Genomic DNA, 20,493 nt, shown 5'->3' on the forward strand with positions numbered 1-20,493 from the left:
GGAGACCGTCACCGGTAGAACCTCGGTATGCACAAGTACCCCCGCACCCGGCACATTCGTGGGTCGCGGCTTCAGGCCGGCGACCACGACCTGGCCGCGGCGCCCTTCGACGTGCTGCGCGGGCGGCACCTCGTGGTGGAGGAGAAACTCGACGGGGCCAACGCGGGGATCGGTTTCGGCCCTGGCGGTGAACTGCGGTTGCAGAGCCGGGGCCACTACCTGACCGGTGGTCCACGCGAGCGCCAGTTCGGCCCGTTCAAGGCCTGGGCGGCGACCGTGGCCCCGACGTTGTGGCCCCGGTTGGGTGAGCGCTACGTGCTGTACGGGGAGTGGCTGTACGCCAAGCACACGGTGTTCTATGACACGCTCCCCCACTACTTCTGCGAGTTCGACGTGCTGGACACCGTGGAAGACGCTTTCCTTTCCACACGACGCCGACGTGAGTTGTTGGCGGGTACCCCGGTGGTGTCGGTACCGGTGCTTCATGAGGGTCCGATCGCGTCCCTCGACGCACTCACCGCGTTGGTGGGCCCCTCGCTCTACCGCAGTGGAGTCTGGCGCGAGATCCTGTCCGAGGCGGCGGTGGCCGGTGGCGTCGACCCCGCGCGGGCGCTGACCGAGACCGACGCCTCCGACCTCATGGAGGGCCTGTACGTCAAGGTCGAGGAGGGTGACCTGACCGTCGACCGGTACAAGTGGGTGCGTTCGGGGTTCACCTCCGCCCTCGCGGATTCGGGCGGCCACTGGATGGACCGTCCCCTCATCGCCAACGCCCTGGCCGACCCGGAGGTGCTCTATGCGGGAGTTCGCTGACCTGTGTCCCGCTCCCCCGCACTGGGATCTGGATTGGAGCGCCGTACGGGACGCTTTCGGGTGGGTGCGCGACCTGGACGGGGTCGAGCAGGACCCCGTGCATCACGCCGAAGGCGATGTGGAGGTGCACACCCGTATGGCCTGTGAGGCGCTGGCCGAGCTGCCCGCGTGGCGGGCCAGACCGGAGTCGGAGCGGGTGCGCCTGTTCGCCGCGGTACTCCTGCACGACGTGGCCAAGCCCGTGTGCACGCGACGGGACGGGGAGGGGCGTGTCACCGCCCACGGGCACTCGCGCCGGGGGGACCTCATGGTGCGCCGCATCCTGTGGGAGGCGGGGGCGCCGATCGGTTGGCGCGAGCACGTGGCGTCCCTGGTTCGCCACCACCAGGTGCCGTTCTGGGCCCTAGAACGCCCCGACCTGCGCAATATCGTGTTCCGGGTGAGCCTCACCGCGCGCAACGACGACCTGGTGCTGCTGGCCACCGCCGACATCTTGGGCCGCTGTTGCGGGGACACCGCCGAGGTGCTGGAGAACATCGACCTGTACACCGAGTACTGCGCAGAGCAGCGTTGTCTGGACGGCCCGCGCGACTTCCCCTCCGACCATGCCCGGTTCTGGTTCTTCCGCAAGCCCGACCGCGACCCCGATTACGCCGCCCACGACGACACCCGGCTCACCGTGACGGTGATGTCGGGGTTGCCCGGTGCGGGCAAGGACCACTGGATCGGTGAAAACCGCCCCGATCTGCCCGTGGTGAGTCTGGACGCGCTCCGTGCCGAGCTGGGGATCCCCGCCACCGCCGACCAGCGCCCGGTCGCCGTGGCGGCCACCGAACGCGCCCGTGAGCACCTGCGCGCCGGGCGTTCCTTCGTCTGGAACGCCACGCACGTCTCGCGCGACCTACGCGACAGGTCCGTGGGTTTGGCGGCCGACTACGGGGCGCGGGTGGAGATCATGGCGTTGGAGGCCCCGCCCCGGGTTCTACGGGAGCGGATGGCGCGGCGGCCGTCCCCTGTTCCGACCGCCGCGATGCGACGTCTGGTCCACAAGTGGGAGACGCCCGATCCGACCGAGGCCCACCGGGTCGTGCACGACGCGACGGCGTGAGCCCGCGACGGCTCCGAACCCGTCCGCGGCGAGATCGGTCGGGGTTCAGAAGCTGTCCGGCGCCGTCCCCGACGGAGTGCTCTCGGGGGCGGCACCGGCCATCAGCCAGCGGGTGACGCCGACCTCCAGCAGGGATCGGCGTGGGTCGGCTCCGTAGGGTGTGCGGGGATCCCAGCCGTAGCGCTCCTCGAAGGCGGCGAGCACATCGTCGGGGAAGTCCTCGCGCACGGTCGCCCGCCCCTGGGCCACGACGGGCCGGTCACCATCCTCCAGAGCCAGGCTCACCCTGGGGTCGCGCAATGCGTTGCGGACCTTCACCGAGCGGGTCGAGGCCCCGATCCACCAGCGTTCGCGCAGGTGGACGAACCACACGGGCACCAAGTGCGGGGAGCCGTCCGCGCGCAGGGTGCACAGCCAGACGTTGCGCTCGCCCGCCAAGCGTCGCAGGACGTTTCGGGGTGTGGGGGCCAGGTTCGGGGCGCCATCACCGGTCACGGCTCTCCTTCGTTTCGGTTCACCGGAGGAGGCTAGGACCTCGACCCTGGTTCAGGTCAACCGACCGCACCCGTGTTCGGCTCGAACAGAATCAAAACCGCGGGAAAAATTCGACACATCACGATTTCCCCCTTGCCACCCGGCGCCACACGTTCTACAACCACGGGCAAGGTGAATTCTTTCCCGCTACGATGATCGCTGTCTTGGAGAACGGCGTCGATCACGCGGCCGGGGCACCACAGGCTCGACCACACAGCACGTGCCGAATTTGCGTTTATCACCTGAACGTCCTTTTCGGGTCTTTTGGGCCACACCGTTCAACCACCGGCACGGATAGCGATGTCCAGCACAGACCAACTCAATGGTGAGACCGCTCCGTCACGGGCGATCGTCAATTGGCGTCGCCGTTTCGCCCTGCTGTGGAGCGGCGTTGCCCTGTCCGGCCTCGGCACCATGACGTTCGGGTTGGCCATCCCGCTCCTGGCACTGTTCCACACAGGCTCTCCCTCCCTGGCCGGATGGATCGCGGCGGCGGGGATGGTTCCCCGGACCCTGCTGCACATCCCGGTCGGATTGGTGGTCGACCGACACGACCCCCGCAGCGTCATGATCGCCGGTCTCATCGGGCGCATCCTGTGCGTGGCCCTGTTCGTCGCCCCCGTCCTGGTACTGGACGCCCCCGTGGTGATCCTCGCCCTCGCCTCGGCCCTACACGGGGTGTGCGGAACCCTGCACTCCACCGCGGGCGCCGCCGCCGTCCCCCATCTGGTCCCACACGAGGAACTGGCAGGGGCCGCCGCCAAGAACGAGGCGCGCAACGACGCCACCCAGATGCTCGGGCGTCCTCTGGGCGGGGCCCTGTACGGGCTGGCGCATGGGCTGCCCGCGTTGTTCGACGTCCTGGTGTGCCTGCTGTCGCTGTGGGCCACGCTGCTGCTTCCCCCCATGCGCCAACAGAGCGCACCGGTGCGAAATCGACGAGCCCACCGTGATCGCCGCGATCGTCGACGCGGATCCAGGGCCATCGGGTTGGCCCGTGAACTCGCCGGGGGGTTCGTCCTGGTGCGCGGTGATCGTTTCCTGCTGCTCTCACTGATGGTGTGCACGGTCACCAACGCCCTGTTCCAGGTGGTGTGGCTGGTCATCATGCTGATGACCAGCCAAGAGGGCATCTCACCATTCGTTCTGGGGCTGGTGCTGGCCGCGACCGGGGCGGGCGGCCTGCTGGGCGCGATCGCCGCGCCTTACCTGGTCCGCCGGCTGAACCCGGCCCGCATGGTGCGGGTGTGCACGTGGGCGTGGCTGGTGCTGACCGTGGTGCTGCTGAGCGCCGACCGGGCCGGCCCCGACTGGACGACGGTGGTCCTGCCGCTGATCTGGGGCGGGATCGGGTTCGTCGGCGCGCACATGAACGTCACCGTGACCACCTACCACACCGCCCACGTCCCTTCCCGGATGTTGGGTCGGCTCACCGGCACCCTGCGGTTCCTCACCGGTGCCGCCCTGCCCCTGGGGTTGTTGGCCGGGGGCTACGCGTTGGAACACCTGGGCGTGCACACCACCCTGCTTTTGGTGGTGGTCATCGCCGGGTCCGTCGCGTTGACCGTCACACTGGTTCCTCAGGCGCAGCGGGTACCAGATCGTGCCCGCCCCGCCCGAACACCTCCGCGAGCTCCCGAAGCCCCTCCATCAGCTCACGATGAACCGGCTCCGCTCCCCCATCCGGATCCGGCCGTGCCTGGACGTGGCCCAGGGTCCTGTCCACCGCGTCCCTGAGCCTGTCGACCGCCTCCTGTTCGCTCGTCGGCACCAGGTCGCGCACACGTTCGACGGCGATCACCGCCTCGTACAGGTGTCCTCGGCACTCGCGCACCTCCTCGGCCAGGTCGTTCCCACCCTCTCCCGGAGGTCCGAGTCTGCGCAGCGCGCCGATCTGCCGCATGCTCTGGTCGAGCCGGTGCACCCCGTGGCGAACGTCCTCCAGGCGTTGCCGAACCTCCCGTACGCGTGCGCGCTCGCGTTCGTTCGCCCGTCGTTCCCGCTCCAAGTCGAGATTGTGCTCGGCGCGCCATCGCTCCACCGTCTCGGCCCGCCAGGCGGCCAGGGCCGTGGCCCCCAGGGTGCTGGTCGCCGTCACCACGCCGGTGATCAGCGCCACCAGAACGGTCGGGTCCACTCCTCACCCCCTCCATCGGTGTCGCGGGGGCATCTGTTCCTTGGCTTCGACGTCTCGGATCTCATCGCGCGTACGCCGCGCCTCGGAGACACCACCTCCGCCCCGAAGGGCACCCTCCAACTCGTCCAAGGCGGCCTCCGGCTGTCCCGCCAGCCACAGCACCTGGCCGATACCGGCCCGCAGACTGGGGTCACCGTGCACACGACCGGTGATGGCGGAGACCAGGTTCAGGGCGCTCGCGCGTTCTCCGCACAGGAGCCTGCTGCGCGCCTCGGCCACCAGAAGGCGGAGCACCGCGGCGCCCTCACCGATGGACTCCCGGGTTCGAGCCGCCTCGGCGTAGTACTCGGCCGCGTCCCGGAGTTCGCCTCGTTCGAAGGCCAGGTCGGCCGACAGAGTGGTGAAGAGCGCGTGTGTCCCCGGGCCGGGCGCGGGGCGGGACCGCAATGCCTGCGTGGAGTGCTCGGCGGACAGCACGAACTCCCCTCGGGTGCGCGCGCTGATCGCCACACTCAGCCGGTCCTGCTCCCCCCAGGCGCGCATCTCCCGGGCGTAGGGGGACATGGCCAGGCCCATGAGGGGTCGGGCCAGGCGGGGGTGGCGCAGGACCCAGGTGGTGCCCTCGGTATGGGTGGTGACCAACCGCCGATCCTCCAGGGTGTGGACGATGCCGAGGGTCAGGGGGCCGTTGGGGTCGACGTGCGAGGAGCCGGTCGGGCCTCGGTCTCCGGAGGCCACGAGTCTGCGCAGCCAGGCCTGTGGGACATCGGGTGGGACCAGGTGTTCGGCCGCCGATTCCTCCAAGAGCCCGGCCAGACGTTCGGTGAGGGCCCGGTCGATCTCGGTGTCGTCTTCGGGGACGAGGGTGGTCTGTTGCTCCGCCGCCTCCTCCCACAGGGTGAGGCCCAGCAACTGCACGAGCGCCGGTTCGACGTCCTTGGTGCGGTGGTCGGGGCGTCCGCCGGAGGTGCGGATGGTGCGCGCCTCCTCCACCAGCCGCCCGGGTTCCATCGGCCCGATCCGCGATCCCACCGTGGCCAGGCAGCCCGCCACCACGGAGCGGGCGGTGTCCGGGGTGAAGGGTCCCAGTGCGACCTCGGCGTGCTCGACCTCGCGTTTGTCGACGAGTCGGCGCAGTTCGTCGAGGTGTCCGCTGCGCACGGTCACCAGCAGATGCAGGTCCTCGCGGGCCTCCAGGGCGCCGAAGAGTTCCTCCAGGAAGTCCTTGCGCCACCGCTCGGGTACGGGCGAGCGACGCAGGAGGAGCTCGGTCTGGTCCAATACGGCGAACATGGGGCGAGAGCGACCGTAGCGGTCGGTTTCGGTGCGGGCGCGCAGGAAGTCGATGAGCGAGGTGCCCGGCACGTGGGTGGGGAATTCGTCCGGGCTCCACACCGCCAGCAGGGCCCGGGTGTAGGGGTTCTGGGCGGGTAGCACCGCGGAGGGGAAAACGGGGTCGAAGCGCAGGTCTCCGATGGGCAGCACCATGTGGCCCTGGTCGGCCAGAGCGGGAGCCGCGCCGGCCCGTACCAAGGAGGTCTTGCCGACGCCGCTGTCGCCGTGCAGCACCGTGAGGCGGTGCCCGGTCCAGGCCCGCGCCACCGCCTCGGTCTCCTCGTCTCGGCCGAGGAAGAGCGGGCGGTCCCGGGCCAGATAGTGGCGCAACCCGACGAAGGGACCGTGTGCGCGCCCGAGGACGGCTCGTGTCATGGAAGGGCTCCCGGCCGGCGAGAACAAGGACGGTTCTGGCGCGAAACAGCGCTGTCCATAGTGCCACGAACCAGGCGCTCTTTCGAGCCCCGGCGACATTCCTGTGGCTTTTAGGCTGTATCCGACCATGGAACGTGTCCGCGCTTCTCTGGAGAACTTGCCCAACACGAGCGCGACATAATCATGGTTGTCGATCGGGTGACGACAACGGGCACGGATGAAGTCCGCGCCCGTGACCGATACCCCGTTTTCTCATTCCGGGTCGTTGACGAACCCGGCGACCACCTCGGCGCCGGCCTCCCTCGGGTCGAGTACCGAGCGCAGGGCCTCCGCGATCACCGAATCCCCGATTCCGTCGAGGTCGTGCAGGGACAGCCCGCCGACGTCGACCAGGGCGGTGCCGCCGCCGAACTCGTGTTCCGCCATGTCCTTCCCTCCGTGTCACCGTCTTTCGACAGCCCACCGTGAAAGGACGGTGGGGACCGCCCTTTCACGTGATCATTCGAACCGGTTGTCGTAGGGAGTTCTTACCACACACCTGTCGCCGACTAACATCATCGCCTACGCTGAGTTTTCACACGTGATTCCCGAGCGACTTCCAACGACACAACACAACACCAGGGCTTTTCCACAGTGTGAGAAATAGGGAGCCTGGTGAGGCCTATGTGAAAACGGAGGACACCGAGTGACCACTTCCCAGGGGCGTTTTCCCGGCCAGGGCAGGAGCCGATTCCCGGAGGTGTGGGGCAGGGTTCCACCGCGCCACAAGAACTTCACCGGACGCACCGAACAACTCAACGAACTACGCGCTGGCCTGCTCAACCAGGTGACCGCGGTCGTACCCACCCCCGAGCCGGTGGTGCCTCGGACCCTTCACGGGTACGGCGGCGTGGGCAAGACGCTCATGGCGGTGGAGTACGCGCACCGGTTCCGGGACGAGTACGACCTGGTGTGGTGGGTGATGGCCGACCAGCCCGGCCTGGTCCGCTCCTCCTTGGCTCACCTGGCGCCGCACCTGGAACTGGCGGGGCCCGCCGTCACCGGTGTGGAGGAGGCCGCCAACGGGGTCCTGGAGGCGTTGCGCAAGGGTGATCCCTACTCTCGGTGGTTGCTCATCTTCGACAACGCCGACGAGCCCGAAGAGCTCAACGACGTCATCCCCCAAGGTCCCGGACACGTCCTCATCACCACGCGCAACCACCGGTGGGGCGGGGTGGCCGAGACCGTCCCCGTGAACGTCTTCGCCGAGCACGAGAGCGTGGAGTTCCTCAAGAAGCGCATCCCTCGGGGCATCAGCGGCGACGAGGCCACCGAGCTGGCCGAGGCGTTGGGGCATCTGCCCTTGGCCCTGGAACAGGCGGGTGCGCTGCAGTCCGAGACCGGGATGTCGGTCGGGGAGTACCTGGGGTTGTTGTCGGAACGGACCGGTCCCCTGCTCCGGGAGGGCAAGCCGCCCGAGTACCCCCAGCCCATGACGGCGGCCTGGCAGTTGTCGGTGGCCAAGCTGCAGGAGAACCTGCCCGAGGCGATGGAACTCCTGCGGTGCTGCGCCTTCTTCGGACCCGAGCCGATCCCGAGGGACCTGTTCTTCCCCGTGGACGAGGGCAGGGTGCGCCCGGAGATGGCACAGCTGATGTCCGACCCGATCCGTCTCAGCAAGGCCATCGGCCAGTTGGGACGGTACGCGTTGGTCCGTCTGGACAACTCCAACCGCACCGTCCAGGTGCACCGGCTGATCCAGGCGCTGGTACGCGAGGAACTGGACGAACAGACCCAGGAGGAGATCCGACTGGAGGTGTGGTCGCTGCTCAGCGCCGCGGCCCCCAAGAACTTCACCGATCCCGCCTCCCAGGCCCGCTACCTGGAGTTGCTCTCCCACATGCGTCCGGCGCGGGTCGCCGAGTCCGCCATCCCGCAGGTGCGGGAGTTCGGGTTGAACATGCTCGACTTCCTGTACACCTCGGGCAACTACGAGACCGCGAGCGAGCACGCACAAGGGTTCATCGAGAAGTGGAGCGCCGACTCGGGCAACGAGGATCCGCACGTACTGCGGGCCCAGGCCAAGTACGCCAACCGGCTGCGCGACCTGGGCAGGTTCACCGAAGCCCAGGACATCAACCGGGCGATCCTTCCCTCGATGACACGGGTTCTGGGCGCGAACCACTCCGACACACTCTCGGTGCTCTCCGGCCGCGGTGCCGATTACCGTGCCCGCGGTGACTTCTGGAAGGCCCGCGAACACGACGAGGAGGTACTGCGCCAGTACGAGGAGGCCTTCGGCCCCAACGACCCCGCCACCCTGCGGGCTCTGAACAACCTCGCCCTGGACCACGCGTTGACCAGTGACTTCGGCGGCTCCCAGGCCAGGCACGAACGTTCCTACATGTTGTTCAAGCGGGTCGGTCCGACCGGCGGCTCACCGGTTCTGCTCGCCTACTGGAACGCGCTGGCACAGGCGGTGCGCCTGTCCGGGGACTACACGGAAGCATGCGACCTGGGCGAAGACGCCCTGGCCTACGGTCGCGACCAGTTGGGGGTGGAGGACCCTCGCACCCTGCGCACCCAGGTGGACCTGGCCATCGCCCGCCGCCTGTCCGGGGAGGTCGAGGAAGCCCTCGACCTGGGCCAGGACGCCCATTCCCGTTACCTGCGTCTGCACGGTATCCACCACCCCAGCACCCTGGCCGCGGCGATGTGCCTGGCCAACCTGTGGCGGATGACCGGGGAACTGGACGGCGCGTTGGAACTGGCCGAGGACACCGACCTGCGCTACGCCCAGGCCTATGGCCATGACCACCCCTACAAGCACGGATGCACCAGCAACGTGGCACTCCTGTACAGGCTGTTGGGTGACCCGGAGCGAGCCCGGTCGATGAACGAGAGTGCGCTGATCGCCTTGGAGGCCCGACTGGGCCGCAACCACCACTACACGCTGGCCGCCGCCACCAACCTGGCCGGCGACCTGGCGGCGTTGGGCGACACCGACAACGCCGCCCGGCTCGGCCAGGGGACACTGCGTCGCTACCGCGAGTTGGTGGGAGAGGAACACCCCAACAGCCTGGCCTGCGCCTCCAACCTGGTGCTGGACCTGCGAGCAGAGAAGAAGTCGACGGAGGCCAAGGAACTGTCCGACCACACCTACGACGCCTATGTACGCGCCCTGGGCCGTGAACACCCCTTCACCGGCGCGTGCGAGGAGAACCGCCGTCTGGTCGCCGACTTCGACCCGCCCCTGTTGTGAGGCCGGCACACCAGCCCTGAGGCCCCGCTCTACTGCGGGACCTCGGGCCTCAGCCCGAGGTCCCGTTGCGGGCGCGCCACCGGTCCAGGTGGCGGCGGGCCGTGTCCTGCGCGGCGCGTTCGGCCGAGTCCGGGACCGGATCGTCCAGCCACTCCCGCAGGGTGTGGTCGGTCAAGGCGAGAAAGCGCTTGCCGTCGGTGGTGAGCCGCCCCGAGTCGGCCAAGACGCGGGCCGCGTCGACCGTGGAGCGGCGCCAATGCGCGAAGTCCACATGGGCGCGACGCGCCTCCTCCCCTTCGGTGACATGCCGGTACCGGCGCCAGAACCCGGCCACGCCCAGATGGGCGTACACACCCTGCAGCAATCCAGAGGCGGGGCGAGGGTCGGGGCGCCAGGGCGCGTAGTAGCGGCTCCCATCCTCGGGCAGGGTCAGGTCGACCAGGTCGAGCAGGGCTGTGAGCTTGGCGTGCTGGACCTCGTGCGCGAAGGTGAGCGCGAACGGCACCGGCCCGGTGGGACGGGACAACCCCAGGTTCCCGAAGGCGTGCCGGGCCGTGGCGCTGGTGTGCACCTTGCCGCCCGGCGCGGTGATGGGGGTGAGTGTGGTGACGATGGTCGACGTCTCCTCCGCGATGGTCCAGTGATGGTCCACCAGCGACTCCCAGGCCTGCTGCAGGGTGCCTCGCCACCAGCACAGTTCCTCCGCGTCCAGGCGCCGGGCGATCAGGTCGGTACCGGGCATGCGGTCCGGGTCCTGATCGTCCAGGAGCAGTTCGAGTCGCCGACCTCGGTGTTCGGCCGCGAGTCTTCGTAGGGCGTGCCATCCGGGGGCGTCCTCGTGCGGGTCCTCGGGGACCTCCACCTCGGACCGGCCCGCCACCCCGATGGCGGCCCGTCCGTCGACGATCTCCACCAGCGCGGAGGGTGCATCGCCGACCAGGGCACGTCCCAGGGAGGGCAGTGGAACGGTCGGGCCGTCCAGGGGGACCTCGACTCGGGCGTCCAAGCCGGCGCGCAGGGCCGCCGCCGCGGCGAGCGCGGACAGCGCCTCGACGCGGGCGGGTTCGGCGCGGTGACCGGCCAGGGCCAGGGCGGTACGGCGTGCCCATACTCCGACGGTGGGGGTGCGCAACAACCGCGCGACCGGGTCGGGCGCGTGTTGTTGGGCGCGGGCCAGCAGTTCGTAGGCGTCCCGGGCGTGTACGGCCCCGGGGTGCCCCGTCTCGTGGGCGACGTCCACGACGCGACGCAGCAGGAGCAGGTGCTTGCCGTACTGCGCGGAGCACAGGTGGACGGCGGCGGCCCGCCCACCTGAGCCTCGGGCCAGGTCGTCGAACAGCGGGTCGGGGACCGGTCCCGGCATCTAGAGTTCCTTCCTGATCCGGGCCACGTCCGCGGCCACGGTCCGGTGGATGTGGGTGATCAGGTGGTAGAGGTCGGCGCAGTAGACCGAGGGGTTGAGGAAGCCATGGCCGGAGCGGTAGCGGTGCGGGTAGAGCCCGCCGCCGCACACCTTGGCCAGTGGGCAGGCGGCGCAGGTGGGACTCAGGGCACGGGCGCCGATCTGGCGGGCGGCCACCGAGGGCAGGTAGAGGGCGTCCTCGAAGGGGTGGGTGAAGGTGTGCAAGGGGGTGTGCGCGGCCCCCTCGAAGGCGGACTTGAGACTGTCGACCTGTTCGACGCTTCCGTCGGTCTCAACGACCACCAGCGCGGCCGGTGAGAGCCCGATGCTCTCGGCACGGGAGGGACCGCCCAAGAGCAAGCGGATGATCTCATTGAACATGCGGACGTTGGTCTCGCGTTCGGGTGCGCCGTACCAACGGTCGAACACCGCTGCCATCCAGCGACCGTAGTGGGGTTCGGTGGGCGACCATCCCGGTGGCGGCTCGTCCCAGTGGCCGTGCGGCAGGAGGAAGTCGATGCCGGGTGGGCCGTACCCGATCAGGTGCTCGAAGGTGGCGACGGGGTCCGATTCCAGGTCGACGGTGGTGAGCAGTCCGGACAACAGGCGGCGGTCGCGGGTGTTGAGGCGTTCGATGCCGGTCTGTACCTCGGCGTGGCTGCCACGTCCGTTGGCGCGGGTGCGGTGCCGGTCGTGGTCCTCGCGCGCGCCGTCGATGCTGACACCGACCCGGATACCGAACTCCTCGAACAGGTCGAGGTAGTGCCGGTCGATGAGCACGCCGTTGGTCTGCATGCGCAGGGCGACCTGCACGTCGGGGTCACAGGCCTTGCGCAACGACTCGGCGACGTACCTCAGGTGGTCGGGGCCCACCAACAGGGGTTCGCCGCCGTGCAGGACGACGTCGACACGGTCACGGCCGTGGGTGCGGGCGTGTTCGGCGATGCGTCCGGCGACCCGGTCGACGGTGGGCTTGGCCATGCGTCTGGGTTGGGAGCGCCAACCCTGGTCGGCCATCTCGTACATGTAGCAGTAGTCGCAGGCGAGGTTGCAGCGACTGTGGATCTTGAGGATGAACTCGCGAAAGGGTGTGGGACGCCATCCCTGGCCGAGAAGTTCGTCGACGTCCATGTCTTCGGGCCATTCGGTGGGTCTTTCCGATCCGGTACTCCTTGTCACGCCGGGGGTCCTCCTATGGTGAGGGCACGCGCGAAATACGATTGATCATCGCATTTACCGGAATACGTACTCTCATGGGGTATCCACAAACCTCACCGGTGGGTAGTCCATCCACGCCTTCCGGTAGCGCCAATCTGTCCTTTACGCCCGATCCGTCCAGGTTCATCCTGCGACGGGCCGAGACAGTGTCTTGGCCGACGAACTCCACCCCATGGCCGATACCGGCCGGCACTTCGATGATTACCCGACCCCGCGACGCGGTAGCGAGCCCTTTCCTACTCACGTCCCGAACCAGGATCTTTCGCCATCCCTTTCAGGGTTTTCACCCACCTTCGTTATGACGATCCGCGACCGCGAGGAATGGCGAACCGTTCCTCCACGAACCGTGCGACCGCCCGAACAGGCATGTCGGGCGTACGGGGTCGGCACCGGTTTCCACGTTTGCCCCTACGAGGACCCCGCGTGCGGCTAGTCTGATGCCGTTTCGGCCACCCCCGTCACTTTGGGTGAAGATCTAATGACTGAGCGCCTTCTCTCCGCCATCTCCGCCTGCATCGACTGGGCGCACACCGTCAAGGAACCTCCCACCCTGCACATCGAGGCACTGGTACTCCTACTCAGCGCCCACCAGGACACGGGCGCCACCGATCCCGGTGACTGGACCGTGGACGACGTCCACGAGGTGGCGACCCTGCTCCGTCACCGCGACCGGTTGCCCGAACTGATCCGTGAGACCTGGCTCAGCTGGTGCGACCACCTGGTCACCGACGCACGCCTGGTGTCGACCGAGACCCCGCGCCGGCTGCGCACGGCGATCGAGAAGGTCGACCTGAGCCGATCCGATCACGCCGAGCCGGACTCCGAGGCGCCACCGGAGGTCGCCGCCCCTCTCCTGGAACGCCTGGGGTATGGGGAGACCGAGAACCCCGAACCACCGCGCCCCTACCTGCCCACGCCCGTGGCCGACCTGGACATCCGCGCCGGAGCGTGCCCCACCTTGCACCTGGCCGCGCGACTGTCCGCGTGGATGGACCCGCAGGCTCTGCTTCGCCCCTACACCGAGCACGACGCTCTCGGCGAGAACGACACCGCCGAGGCGGCCCGGGTCCTGGACGTCCCCTCCGGCGAGATCCCGTTCCTGTTCTCCGTCGCCCGCGCCGCGGGCCTGGTGCGCACCGACTATCTGCACGCCCGCCCTGGACCGGCGGCGCACTCGTGGGTGGGAAGGACCCCGGGTGCGGTCGCCGACGCCTGGGCCGATGCCCTGTCCAGCATGACCGCCCGGCCCGGGGCCACACCCTTCCTGGTACTCGGCGAACTCTTCCTCACCGGGAGGGCACTGTCTCCGGACGAACTGGTCCACGTGTGCGCCGAACCGGACCCGGAGTCGTATCTGCCCCGGGTGTTGGAGGTCCTGACCGAGCTGGGGGCGGTGACGGCGACCGACGACGGTCGGCACCTGATCACGGGGTTGGGCGACCACTGCGTCGCCCGCCGATTGAGCGCCTGTGGGGTCGAGGTACCCGCCACACCACCGGTCACGGAGCTGAGTTCCACCGAACTCCTGGGATTGGCGGCAGCGGCTCGGCCGATCGACATCGAGCCCCTGCTGGATCAGTGGTCGGCGGGCCGGGAACCGTCCGAGGCCGCTCGTGAACTTCTCGCCGCCGGTTTGTCACCGGATGATCCCGAGGACTTCGTTCGTTCCATGACCGACCGCCCTCGGGGCGGTACCGTCCTGGAGTATGCCGGTCAGGACTCGCGTCTGACCGATGCCGTGCGGCGGGCCGATTCCTCGGAACCCCGTGATCCCTCACCGTCGCCCTTCGTCAGAGCCGGTGTGGACCGGTTCGAGGACGAGTCCTGCTTCGACTTCGCTGATGAGCACGAGTTCCCCGAAGACCCCGACGGTGGGTACGGGTTCCCTTTCGGAACCGAAGGTCAGCCCTACATGGAGTCGAGTCCGCACTGGGAGTCGGAGTCGAGCCACTGACCCGCCAGAGCAGATAAGGCGGGACCCGCCACGCTCCGTAGGCGAAACCACGATGCGGGGCGCACGAGCCTCCGCTCACCAGGGCCGGCGATCCACCGCTGGATCCGCCGACCCCGAGTCCGGGGTCCCACGGGTTGCGGGTGGGTCCGTACAGCACCGACTCGGTGGCGAAGCTCAGCCCCAGTTCCGGTGCGGTGCTCCGGCCCAGCGTCACCAGGCCGGCCTTACGGAAACGGGCCATCACCTCCTGGTCCACGGCGGCCGACGCGCCGCGCAGGGCCCGGCTGCCCAAGGTGAAGGGCACGCCTCGGGCCACTGGGCCGCTGTCCTTGATCACGAAGGGCACCCCGGCCAAGGGTCCGTGGGGGTCATGGGACAGCGCCGGTTCGAACAACGGCCGGGTCAGGGCGTTGAGTTCGGTGTGGGCCCGGGTCAGGGACTCCCTGGCCGCGGACTCCACCTCGGCCGGTGAGGCCTCCCCGGCCCGTAGCGTCGCCGCCAGGGCGGTGGAGTCCAGTTCGGCGTACTCGTCCGGGCGCGGGTCGTTCATCCCCTCAGGTTCCGGGCGTAGACGAGAAGGTCCACGGCGGGAATCGGGGACCAGTCACGCTCGGGCAGTCGGGTGAAACCGTGCGTCTCGTACAGGCGTCGGGCACCGATCATGATCTGCTGGGTGGACAACACCAGACGATCGAGCCCGTCACGTTCGGCGCGTTCGATCACGGCTTTGACCAGGGCGGCGCCGATTCCGCGGCGTTGTGCTTCAGGAGCGACGGCGAAGGCCCTGATCTCGGCCTCCCGTGGCCCTCGCGCCGCCTCACAGCGCGGCCCCCAGGGCACGTACACGACCGTGCCCAACACGGTGTCACCCTCCACGGCCGCCATGACCTCGTCCGGGGCGTCCCACCCCAGTTCGCGCAAGGTGTCGGCGTAGGAGGGGCCGGTGTCCAACAGGCTCTGGTCCCGGTAGGCCCGAACCCTCAGGTCTCCGATCACGGTGTGCTCGGAGGGCAGCGCGGTGCGAATCATCATTCCGGTATTGAAGCAGAGTCGTTCCGGTCGCCGCCTCCATTTTTCCCTTGCCCCCCTGACCTGGGAAAACCAGGTTATCCACAGGCCTTCTGCGGATTTCTCCGATTTCACCGACGATGGGGGCACGACCATCCCGACACCTACTTCCCGTGGGGCGCCATGACCATCGTCGAACCCGTCCGCTTCCGCCTACTTCGAGGCACCATTCCGTACCTGCTCTCCCTCGTCGTCGAGGAGGGGTTGCGCACCCTGAACGAGTTCCTTCAACCTCGTCCCACCCTCACCCCTCCAGGCCCGAAGGGCCTCGGGCGGGTTTCGAGGCACGGCGTCCCCGAAGAACCGCCGCCCAGGACCAGGCCCCCGAGTACCGCGATGAGCGATATGTGCCGGCGGTACGACGGGGCCAAGACCTCTCCTACCGGTCGGCCCCGTTGTGGGATGGGCGTCCCCCTGCGCGGCGAGAGTGATGGCTGTACGCGGAGGGCGATGTGGCGGCCGACCGGTGATCGTTCCAAGACCGATCGGATCCCCGCCCCGGCGACCGGTCGACATCATCGTGAACCGCTCAAGGAGGTCACCGTGGACACCACCTCCGCGCCGATGGACCGAAGCACTCTCGAAACGTCCGATCAGCGGGGAGAACCCTTCGACTCGTCCGTCGGGGAGACCATGTCCTCGTCGGACGAGGAAGTCGACCTTCGGTGGCGTCCCCAGACCCGCGATGAGGGTCCACTGACCATCCGTCTGGTACCGGTGGGTCAGGCGGCTCTTCAGGCGCGGAGTTGCCCTGGCCTGATCGACGCGTTGCGGTTGACCTCGTGGGTGGGTTCGGCGGTGCCCCTTGTCCGAGGGGGCGGGCCCGAGCGGTTCCGCGCCGAGGACCGGAGCCGGGCGGCCGCCGAGCTGGGTTTGACCCCCAAGGAGATCCCGCGAGTGTTCGAAGCGGCGCTGCGTGCCGGATTCCTGTACACGAGCGCCTCCGATGTCCTGCCCGAGGACGCCATGGAGATCTGGTGTGACGATGAGCGCCTCGTGCGGGCCTGGTCGCGGGCCCTTCCGGTCCTGGCGGGCCCTGATCCGGCTCTTCGTGTACTGGACATCCTCTTCACCTCCGGCCGTGGTCGGTCCTTGGAGGGGTTGGCGCACGAACTCGACGATGTCGAAGGTGTCCCTGCGGCGGTGCACTCCCTGATCCGTTCAGGGGCCGTTGAGCCCCTCCCGAACGGCCAGGTGCGCATCACCCGGTTGGGTGACCACGGCATGGCCCGTCGTCGACACGAGCGGGACGAACCGCTGTTGGAGCATCCGCGGGTCTGCGATCTCTCGGCGCGGGCGCTTTTGCTGCTCCTGTGGGACTCACGGTCGGTCGACATCGAGACGATGGGCGCGGAGTGGGTCGCCGAGCGTTGTGCGCGAGAGGCGGCCCGGTCGCTGTTGGCGGCCTGTACCGACCCCGCGGACTGGCGGCTGCGTGTGCACGCCTTCCGGGTGCTTCGCGGGGTGGGGCCCGAGGCCGACGAAGTACTGGACACCTACCGCGATCACCCGGTCCTGGGTGGTTGGGTGGCGCACGCCCGGCATCGGACCGGGCGGGTCCGGATCACGCAACTGGTGATGGCCGTGCTCGACACCTACGCCGTGCGGGTGGATTCGGGACTGCCGTTGCCGGAGGATCGCGAGCTCTGGCGCGATCCGGAGACCGTCACGAAGTTGATGTGGGGGTCGGGCCATCCGGCCGCGGACAGCGTGCTCAGTGCGATCGCCCTGGGCGCGTTGGGGCCGCGTCCGGCCCGCGCCGCCCGCCGCACACCCGTGTTCTACAACGGGTAGGTCCATCTCGGTGCGGCGCACGCGCTGCCACCCTTCCCTGCCCTGACCGGCAGACCGGCGGGGCAGGGAAGGGCGCACGTCCCGCCGTCCGGTGGTCCGAAGCCCACGCTTCGAACCACCGGACGGTGAACACCATGGGGCCAAGGATCAGTTCCGGGCCGTGCTCATGGTCGACTCGTCGGCCAACAGTTCCGCCAGCTCCTCGAAGGCACCGCCCAGTTCTTGGACGAAGCGCTCCTGCACCTCGGCCAGGCTTCGCGGAGCGTGCAGGTGGAGGTCGATCCGCTCCGGCAGCAGGATGTACCCGATGCCGATGCAGTCGGGGCCGGTCGAGCCGAACCCCCACAGGTTCACCGACCGGCAGGGCACCGAACTGGTGGACAGGTGGTCCGAACGCATGATCCGCCAGCCCGGGCTGTCGTACAGGGCCATCGGTGTCTCGGCTCCGAGCGCGGCACCACGGTCCCTGCGTATGAGTTCGAGCGTCCACAAGTGCCGTTCGGGCCCCTCACCGACCTGGCAGCCCTTGGCGCGCGCCGAGTGCTCGCGAGCGGCGGCTCGGGCCGCGGCCTCGCGGGTGCCCGCGTCCGCGTCCGGGTCCTCCATCGCCTCGACGAAGGCGACCGACTCGGGGGTGATCACACGCATCGACTCGGTGCGGCCGTAGTGGTACTGCCGGCTGGAGATCGACTCGTAGGTGGCGCCCGGTCGTCCCTTGGCACGCTGGTGGGCGAGTTGGAAGGCCAGTTGGATGAAGGCGTCGGGTGATACGCCGAGCGCCTTGGCGCGTTCACTGTTGAAATCACGGCTGCTGAACGTGGCGTTGACGCCTTGGGCCGCGTAGTCGGCGAAGGCCTCACCGGACTCACGGATGTCGGCGCGCAGCGCTTCGTCGAGGACGAACTCCACCGGAGCGAACCCGGGTACGCGACCACTGTCGGTGCCGGTGCGCTCCGGTGCCGAGAAGGCATCGACCGCGTTGAGGAAGGAGGCGGCCGTGGTGCCGTCCAGTGTGCTGTGCTCACAGTTGAGACCGGCCCGACCGTTGGGGAAGACCACGAAGCCGAGGACCTTGTCGAACCAGCGGTTCGCGCTGTCACCGTGCAGGAGCCGGGCGGCCGCGGCCCGGTCGTCGGTAGGGGTGTCCCCCTCCAGGGTCAGGCACAGCAGCGCGGTCTCCACGGTCTCCAGTGCCGCGAGGTTGGCTGAGTCGATCTCGAGCAGCGCGTACCTGCTGCGAGCCCACTCGGTCCGATCCTTGGTGGTCAGGTGGCCGACCGACTGCCCCGGGGCGGTCTGTTCGGACACGGTCGCGAGCAACTCGCGCAACCCTGTGGTCAGCTCGTCAGGGGTGTGGGGGCGACCGTCGGGGTCGAGCACGTCGAAGGAGAACATGTGCCCGTGGGTGAACACGATGATGTGTCTTGCCCGCGAAGGCCCGGGGTGTTCGGGGCTGTAGGGGGTGCGGACGGTGTCCATCGTCTCGCCTGGGATACGGGTCGTACCGAAGAGGCGTTTGAGCTGTTCCATCGATTGGGGCCGCCCACGTGGCGCCTCCGGGGGCACCTCTTCGGCGTCGACGCGCCGCTTGAAGTCCACGGCTGCGGCCAGCAGGTCCGCCGCGCGTTCGCACTGGTCGCCTTCGTGGTCGGTGAGCAGGAAGAAGTAGTTGACGTCCAGTGCGACCCGGCCCCGAGCACCGAGGTACTGGCTCGGCCAGTAGTCGTCCAGCCAGGTTTGTGAGTCCTGGCTCGCGTCGACGCGTTCCAGTTCGGAATGCAGTGCCCAGGCCGGGCTCTCCGGGCTCAGGAACTCCTCCACCGCGGTCTCTGTGGCGGTGAACTGCGCGCTGTCCAACAAGGGTTCGCACCAGCGCAGGAACCGCTGCGCGCTGTCTCTGAGCGCCGGCAATGGCAACCGGGGAAGGTCGTCGTCGTGGGCGAAGGTGCCGGGTCGGTGGGGGTCGGTCATGGGGGTCTCGCTTTCGTTCTTCGACGGTGAGGGCCGAGCGTGCGCGGATGCTCCGTGGGTCGTCGGGACAGGATTTCGTGTGTGGTCGGCGGTGGGCCTACCGGGCGCTCGGTGTCTTGGGGTCCTGGGCGGCACGGGGAGGTGTCTTCCCGGTCGGGTGTCACCGGTCGATCCCGGTGCTTCGGGCGGGGGTGGTCGTGTCGTGTGTGCCCGAGCCGTCGGTCCATGGGCGCATCACCGTGTACGGGGGCGCCCATCGACGGTAGAAGGTTCGGGAAGGTGTTCGAGGTGGGACTCGGCGAGTCCGGGGGCGCCGGCCCGCAAGCCTGTGGCTTCAGCCACGGGTGGTTGACCTTGTCGCCTCCACGGGGGTTGGACCAGCCGTTGTGATCGCGGCGCGAGTCTACTGTTCGGTAACCACTGCGTTGTGGGCGGGATCGCCTACGAGGACGGGGCTTCGAGTGGTGTTCCCGGTGTGTCCCACGCCTTCGCTTCCCGGCTTCGATTCCGGAAACCGTCGATCACCGGAGGTGGGTAGCCTCGATGCTCCGTCGTCTTCGTCGAAGGGTCCGTTCATGAGTCGTCACGTCCTGGTCACCGGTGCCGCGCGAGGTATCGGTCGCGCGATCGCCATCGCCTTCGCCGACGCGGGCGATCGGGTCGCCGTGCACTACGGCTCAAACCGGGAGGGCGCCGAGGAGACGCTCCGGTCGCTGCCCGGTGTCGGCCACGTACTGGTCTGCGCCGACCTGAGCGAGCCGACCGCCGCGTCCGAACTGGTCGAGACGGTCCTGGAACGACTCGGAGGGCTGGACGTCCTGGTCAACAACGCGGCCGTGAACCTGCCCCACCCGATCGCCGAGACGCCCTTCGATGAGTGGGTGACGGTGTGGCGCCGAACCCTGGACGTCAACGTCCTGGGCGCGGCCCACATCGGTCATCGGGCCGCCCGACACATGATCGACCAGGGGGTGCGCGGACGCATCGTCAACATCGGCTCTCGGGGTGCGTTCAAGGGGGAGCCGGAGCACCCGGCCTACGGTGCGAGCAAGGCCGCCTTGCACGCGATGGGCCAGTCCCTGGCCGTGGCACTGGCTCCGCACGGGATCGGCGTGGCGTCCGTCGCCCCGGGTTTCGTCGCGACCGAGCGGGTGGCTCACCGGGTCACCGACCAGGTGCGCGCGCAGAGCCCCTTCGGGCGGGTGGCCACCCCCGAGGAGGTCGCCGCGGCCGTGCTGTTCCTGGCCTCACCCGAGGCGGAGTGGGCCTCGGGTTCCGTCCTGGATCTGAACGGGGCCTCGTACCTGCACTGATCCGTCCCATTGGTGTTGGTCCTCGGGTGCGTCCCGGGCGGGCCCTGACCGTGGGCCACGGAGGTCGGCGGCCGGCCGCCGATCCCAAGGGGTCACGGCGAAGGGCCCGATGCGTCATGCCCCAAACCCCGCTTCTATCGCTTTCGTCGCCACTATGTCGGCGAAACCACCACACGGACATGGCGAGGCGCTGTACAAGGGAGAGAAAGGGAGTTCGAGACACCAGGACT

The 20,493-nt window shown here is 69.0% G+C and carries 15 protein-coding genes and 1 pseudogene; 7 read left to right on the top strand and 9 right to left on the bottom strand.

The features are described 5' to 3' along the window. Positions 1-27 precede the first annotated feature (27 nt). Together ACWGSK_RS20175 and ACWGSK_RS20180 are read left to right on the top strand one after the other, a co-directional pair. Positions 28-813 carry an RNA ligase family protein gene (locus tag ACWGSK_RS20175; RefSeq protein WP_358505268.1) on the top strand — a complete coding sequence of 262 codons (786 nt, stop codon included), beginning with the start codon at positions 28-30 and terminating at the stop codon, positions 811-813. After that, a complete protein-coding gene (locus ACWGSK_RS20180) occupies positions 797-1,921 on the top strand; it encodes an AAA family ATPase (protein ID WP_358505271.1) in 1,125 nt (374 codons plus the stop codon). Before ACWGSK_RS20175 ends, ACWGSK_RS20180 begins: the two co-directional genes overlap by 17 nt. Positions 1,922-1,966: 45 nt before the next feature. On the opposite strand, the gene ACWGSK_RS20185 is transcribed toward ACWGSK_RS20180, so the two are convergent. Further along, complete coding sequence (locus tag ACWGSK_RS20185; RefSeq protein ID WP_358505274.1) at positions 1,967-2,416, bottom strand: pyridoxamine 5'-phosphate oxidase family protein; 450 nt, start codon at positions 2,414-2,416, stop codon at positions 1,967-1,969. Positions 2,417-2,472: 56 nt separating this feature from the next. Beyond that, positions 2,473-2,640, bottom strand: a complete 168-nt coding sequence (locus tag ACWGSK_RS20190; RefSeq protein ID WP_452456422.1) for a hypothetical protein — start codon at positions 2,638-2,640, stop codon at positions 2,473-2,475. 115 nt (positions 2,641-2,755) lie between these two features. On the opposite strand from ACWGSK_RS20190, the gene ACWGSK_RS20195 reads away from it, so the two are divergent. Then, entirely contained in the window at positions 2,756-4,192 is a 1,437-nt protein-coding gene (locus ACWGSK_RS20195; protein WP_452456423.1) for an MFS transporter, read from the top strand. Positions 4,193-4,595: 403 nt separating this feature from the next. On the opposite strand, the gene ACWGSK_RS20200 is transcribed toward ACWGSK_RS20195, so the two are convergent. Both ACWGSK_RS20200 and fxsA read right to left on the bottom strand, forming a co-directional pair. After that, entirely contained in the window at positions 4,596-6,302 is a 1,707-nt protein-coding gene (locus tag ACWGSK_RS20200) for an ATP-binding protein (protein WP_358505280.1), read from the bottom strand. A 252-nt stretch (positions 6,303-6,554) separates the two neighbouring features. Further along, the gene (gene fxsA, locus ACWGSK_RS20205; RefSeq protein ID WP_452456424.1) at positions 6,555-6,728 is read right to left on the bottom strand and encodes an FxSxx-COOH cyclophane-containing RiPP peptide; all 174 of its coding nucleotides are present in this window, start codon (positions 6,726-6,728) and stop codon (positions 6,555-6,557) included. 259 nt (positions 6,729-6,987) lie between these two features. Between fxsA and fxsT the strand changes: the two genes are divergently transcribed. Continuing rightward, complete coding sequence (fxsT, locus tag ACWGSK_RS20210; protein ID WP_358505286.1) at positions 6,988-9,543, top strand: FxSxx-COOH system tetratricopeptide repeat protein; 2,556 nt, start codon at positions 6,988-6,990, stop codon at positions 9,541-9,543. Between the two features lie 49 nt (positions 9,544-9,592). On the opposite strand, the gene ACWGSK_RS20215 is transcribed toward fxsT, so the two are convergent. Both ACWGSK_RS20215 and ACWGSK_RS20220 read right to left on the bottom strand, forming a co-directional pair. After that, positions 9,593-10,906 (bottom strand): HEXXH motif domain-containing protein, encoded by a 1,314-nt coding sequence (locus ACWGSK_RS20215; RefSeq protein ID WP_358505289.1) that lies wholly within the window; start codon positions 10,904-10,906, stop codon positions 9,593-9,595. Beyond that, positions 10,907-12,124 carry an FxsB family cyclophane-forming radical SAM/SPASM peptide maturase gene (locus tag ACWGSK_RS20220; protein WP_358505292.1) on the bottom strand — a complete coding sequence of 406 codons (1,218 nt, stop codon included), beginning with the start codon at positions 12,122-12,124 and terminating at the stop codon, positions 10,907-10,909. Positions 12,125-12,641: 517 nt separating this feature from the next. Between ACWGSK_RS20220 and ACWGSK_RS20225 the strand changes: the two genes are divergently transcribed. Further along, on the top strand, positions 12,642-14,117 hold the full coding sequence (locus ACWGSK_RS20225) for a hypothetical protein (RefSeq protein ID WP_452456425.1): 1,476 nt from the start codon (positions 12,642-12,644) through the stop codon (positions 14,115-14,117). 73 nt (positions 14,118-14,190) lie between these two features. Here ACWGSK_RS20225 and ACWGSK_RS20230 read toward each other — a convergent pair. Beyond that, positions 14,191-14,667: pseudogene (locus ACWGSK_RS20230) on the bottom strand (amidase family protein); the annotation flags it as partial. Next, positions 14,664-15,149: a GNAT family N-acetyltransferase gene (locus ACWGSK_RS20235; protein WP_358505298.1), complete on the bottom strand. Its 486-nt coding sequence runs from the start codon at positions 15,147-15,149 to the stop codon at positions 14,664-14,666. The gene ACWGSK_RS20235 and the pseudogene ACWGSK_RS20230, both read right to left, overlap by 4 nt. 579 nt (positions 15,150-15,728) lie before the next feature. On the opposite strand from ACWGSK_RS20235, the gene ACWGSK_RS20240 reads away from it, so the two are divergent. Beyond that, positions 15,729-16,979 carry a hypothetical protein gene (locus ACWGSK_RS20240; protein ID WP_358505301.1) on the top strand — a complete coding sequence of 417 codons (1,251 nt, stop codon included), beginning with the start codon at positions 15,729-15,731 and terminating at the stop codon, positions 16,977-16,979. Positions 16,980-17,126: 147 nt separating this feature from the next. Here the strand turns inward: ACWGSK_RS20240 and ACWGSK_RS20245 are convergent, their stop codons facing one another. Then, positions 17,127-18,950, bottom strand: coding sequence for a choline/carnitine O-acyltransferase (locus ACWGSK_RS20245; RefSeq protein ID WP_452456426.1), 1,824 nt, complete (start codon positions 18,948-18,950; stop codon positions 17,127-17,129). A 575-nt stretch (positions 18,951-19,525) separates the two neighbouring features. On the opposite strand from ACWGSK_RS20245, the gene ACWGSK_RS20250 reads away from it, so the two are divergent. After that, positions 19,526-20,263, top strand: a complete 738-nt coding sequence (locus ACWGSK_RS20250) for an SDR family NAD(P)-dependent oxidoreductase (protein WP_358505307.1) — start codon at positions 19,526-19,528, stop codon at positions 20,261-20,263. The last annotated feature ends 230 nt before the right edge of the window (positions 20,264-20,493 follow it).

The sequence above is a fragment of the Nocardiopsis sp. NPDC055551 genome (genome assembly GCF_053619415.1).

What these genes read in the sequence shown, in the direction of transcription:
- ACWGSK_RS20175 (WP_358505268.1), top strand. Translation starts at nt 28, where the DNA reads ATGCACAAGTACCCCCGCACCCGGCACATTCGTGGGTCGCGGCTTCAG.
- ACWGSK_RS20180 (WP_358505271.1), top strand. Translation starts at nt 797, where the DNA reads ATGCGGGAGTTCGCTGACCTGTGTCCCGCTCCCCCGCACTGGGATCTG.
- ACWGSK_RS20195 (WP_452456423.1), top strand. Translation starts at nt 2,756, where the DNA reads ATGTCCAGCACAGACCAACTCAATGGTGAGACCGCTCCGTCACGGGCG.
- ACWGSK_RS20200 (WP_358505280.1), bottom strand. Translation starts at nt 6,302, where the DNA reads ATGACACGAGCCGTCCTCGGGCGCGCACACGGTCCCTTCGTCGGGTTG.
- fxsA (WP_452456424.1), bottom strand. Translation starts at nt 6,728, where the DNA reads ATGGCGGAACACGAGTTCGGCGGCGGCACCGCCCTGGTCGACGTCGGC.
- ACWGSK_RS20215 (WP_358505289.1), bottom strand. Translation starts at nt 10,906, where the DNA reads ATGCCGGGACCGGTCCCCGACCCGCTGTTCGACGACCTGGCCCGAGGC.
- ACWGSK_RS20225 (WP_452456425.1), top strand. Translation starts at nt 12,642, where the DNA reads ATGACTGAGCGCCTTCTCTCCGCCATCTCCGCCTGCATCGACTGGGCG.
- ACWGSK_RS20235 (WP_358505298.1), bottom strand. Translation starts at nt 15,149, where the DNA reads ATGATGATTCGCACCGCGCTGCCCTCCGAGCACACCGTGATCGGAGAC.
- ACWGSK_RS20245 (WP_452456426.1), bottom strand. Translation starts at nt 18,950, where the DNA reads ATGACCGACCCCCACCGACCCGGCACCTTCGCCCACGACGACGACCTT.
- ACWGSK_RS20250 (WP_358505307.1), top strand. Translation starts at nt 19,526, where the DNA reads ATGAGTCGTCACGTCCTGGTCACCGGTGCCGCGCGAGGTATCGGTCGC.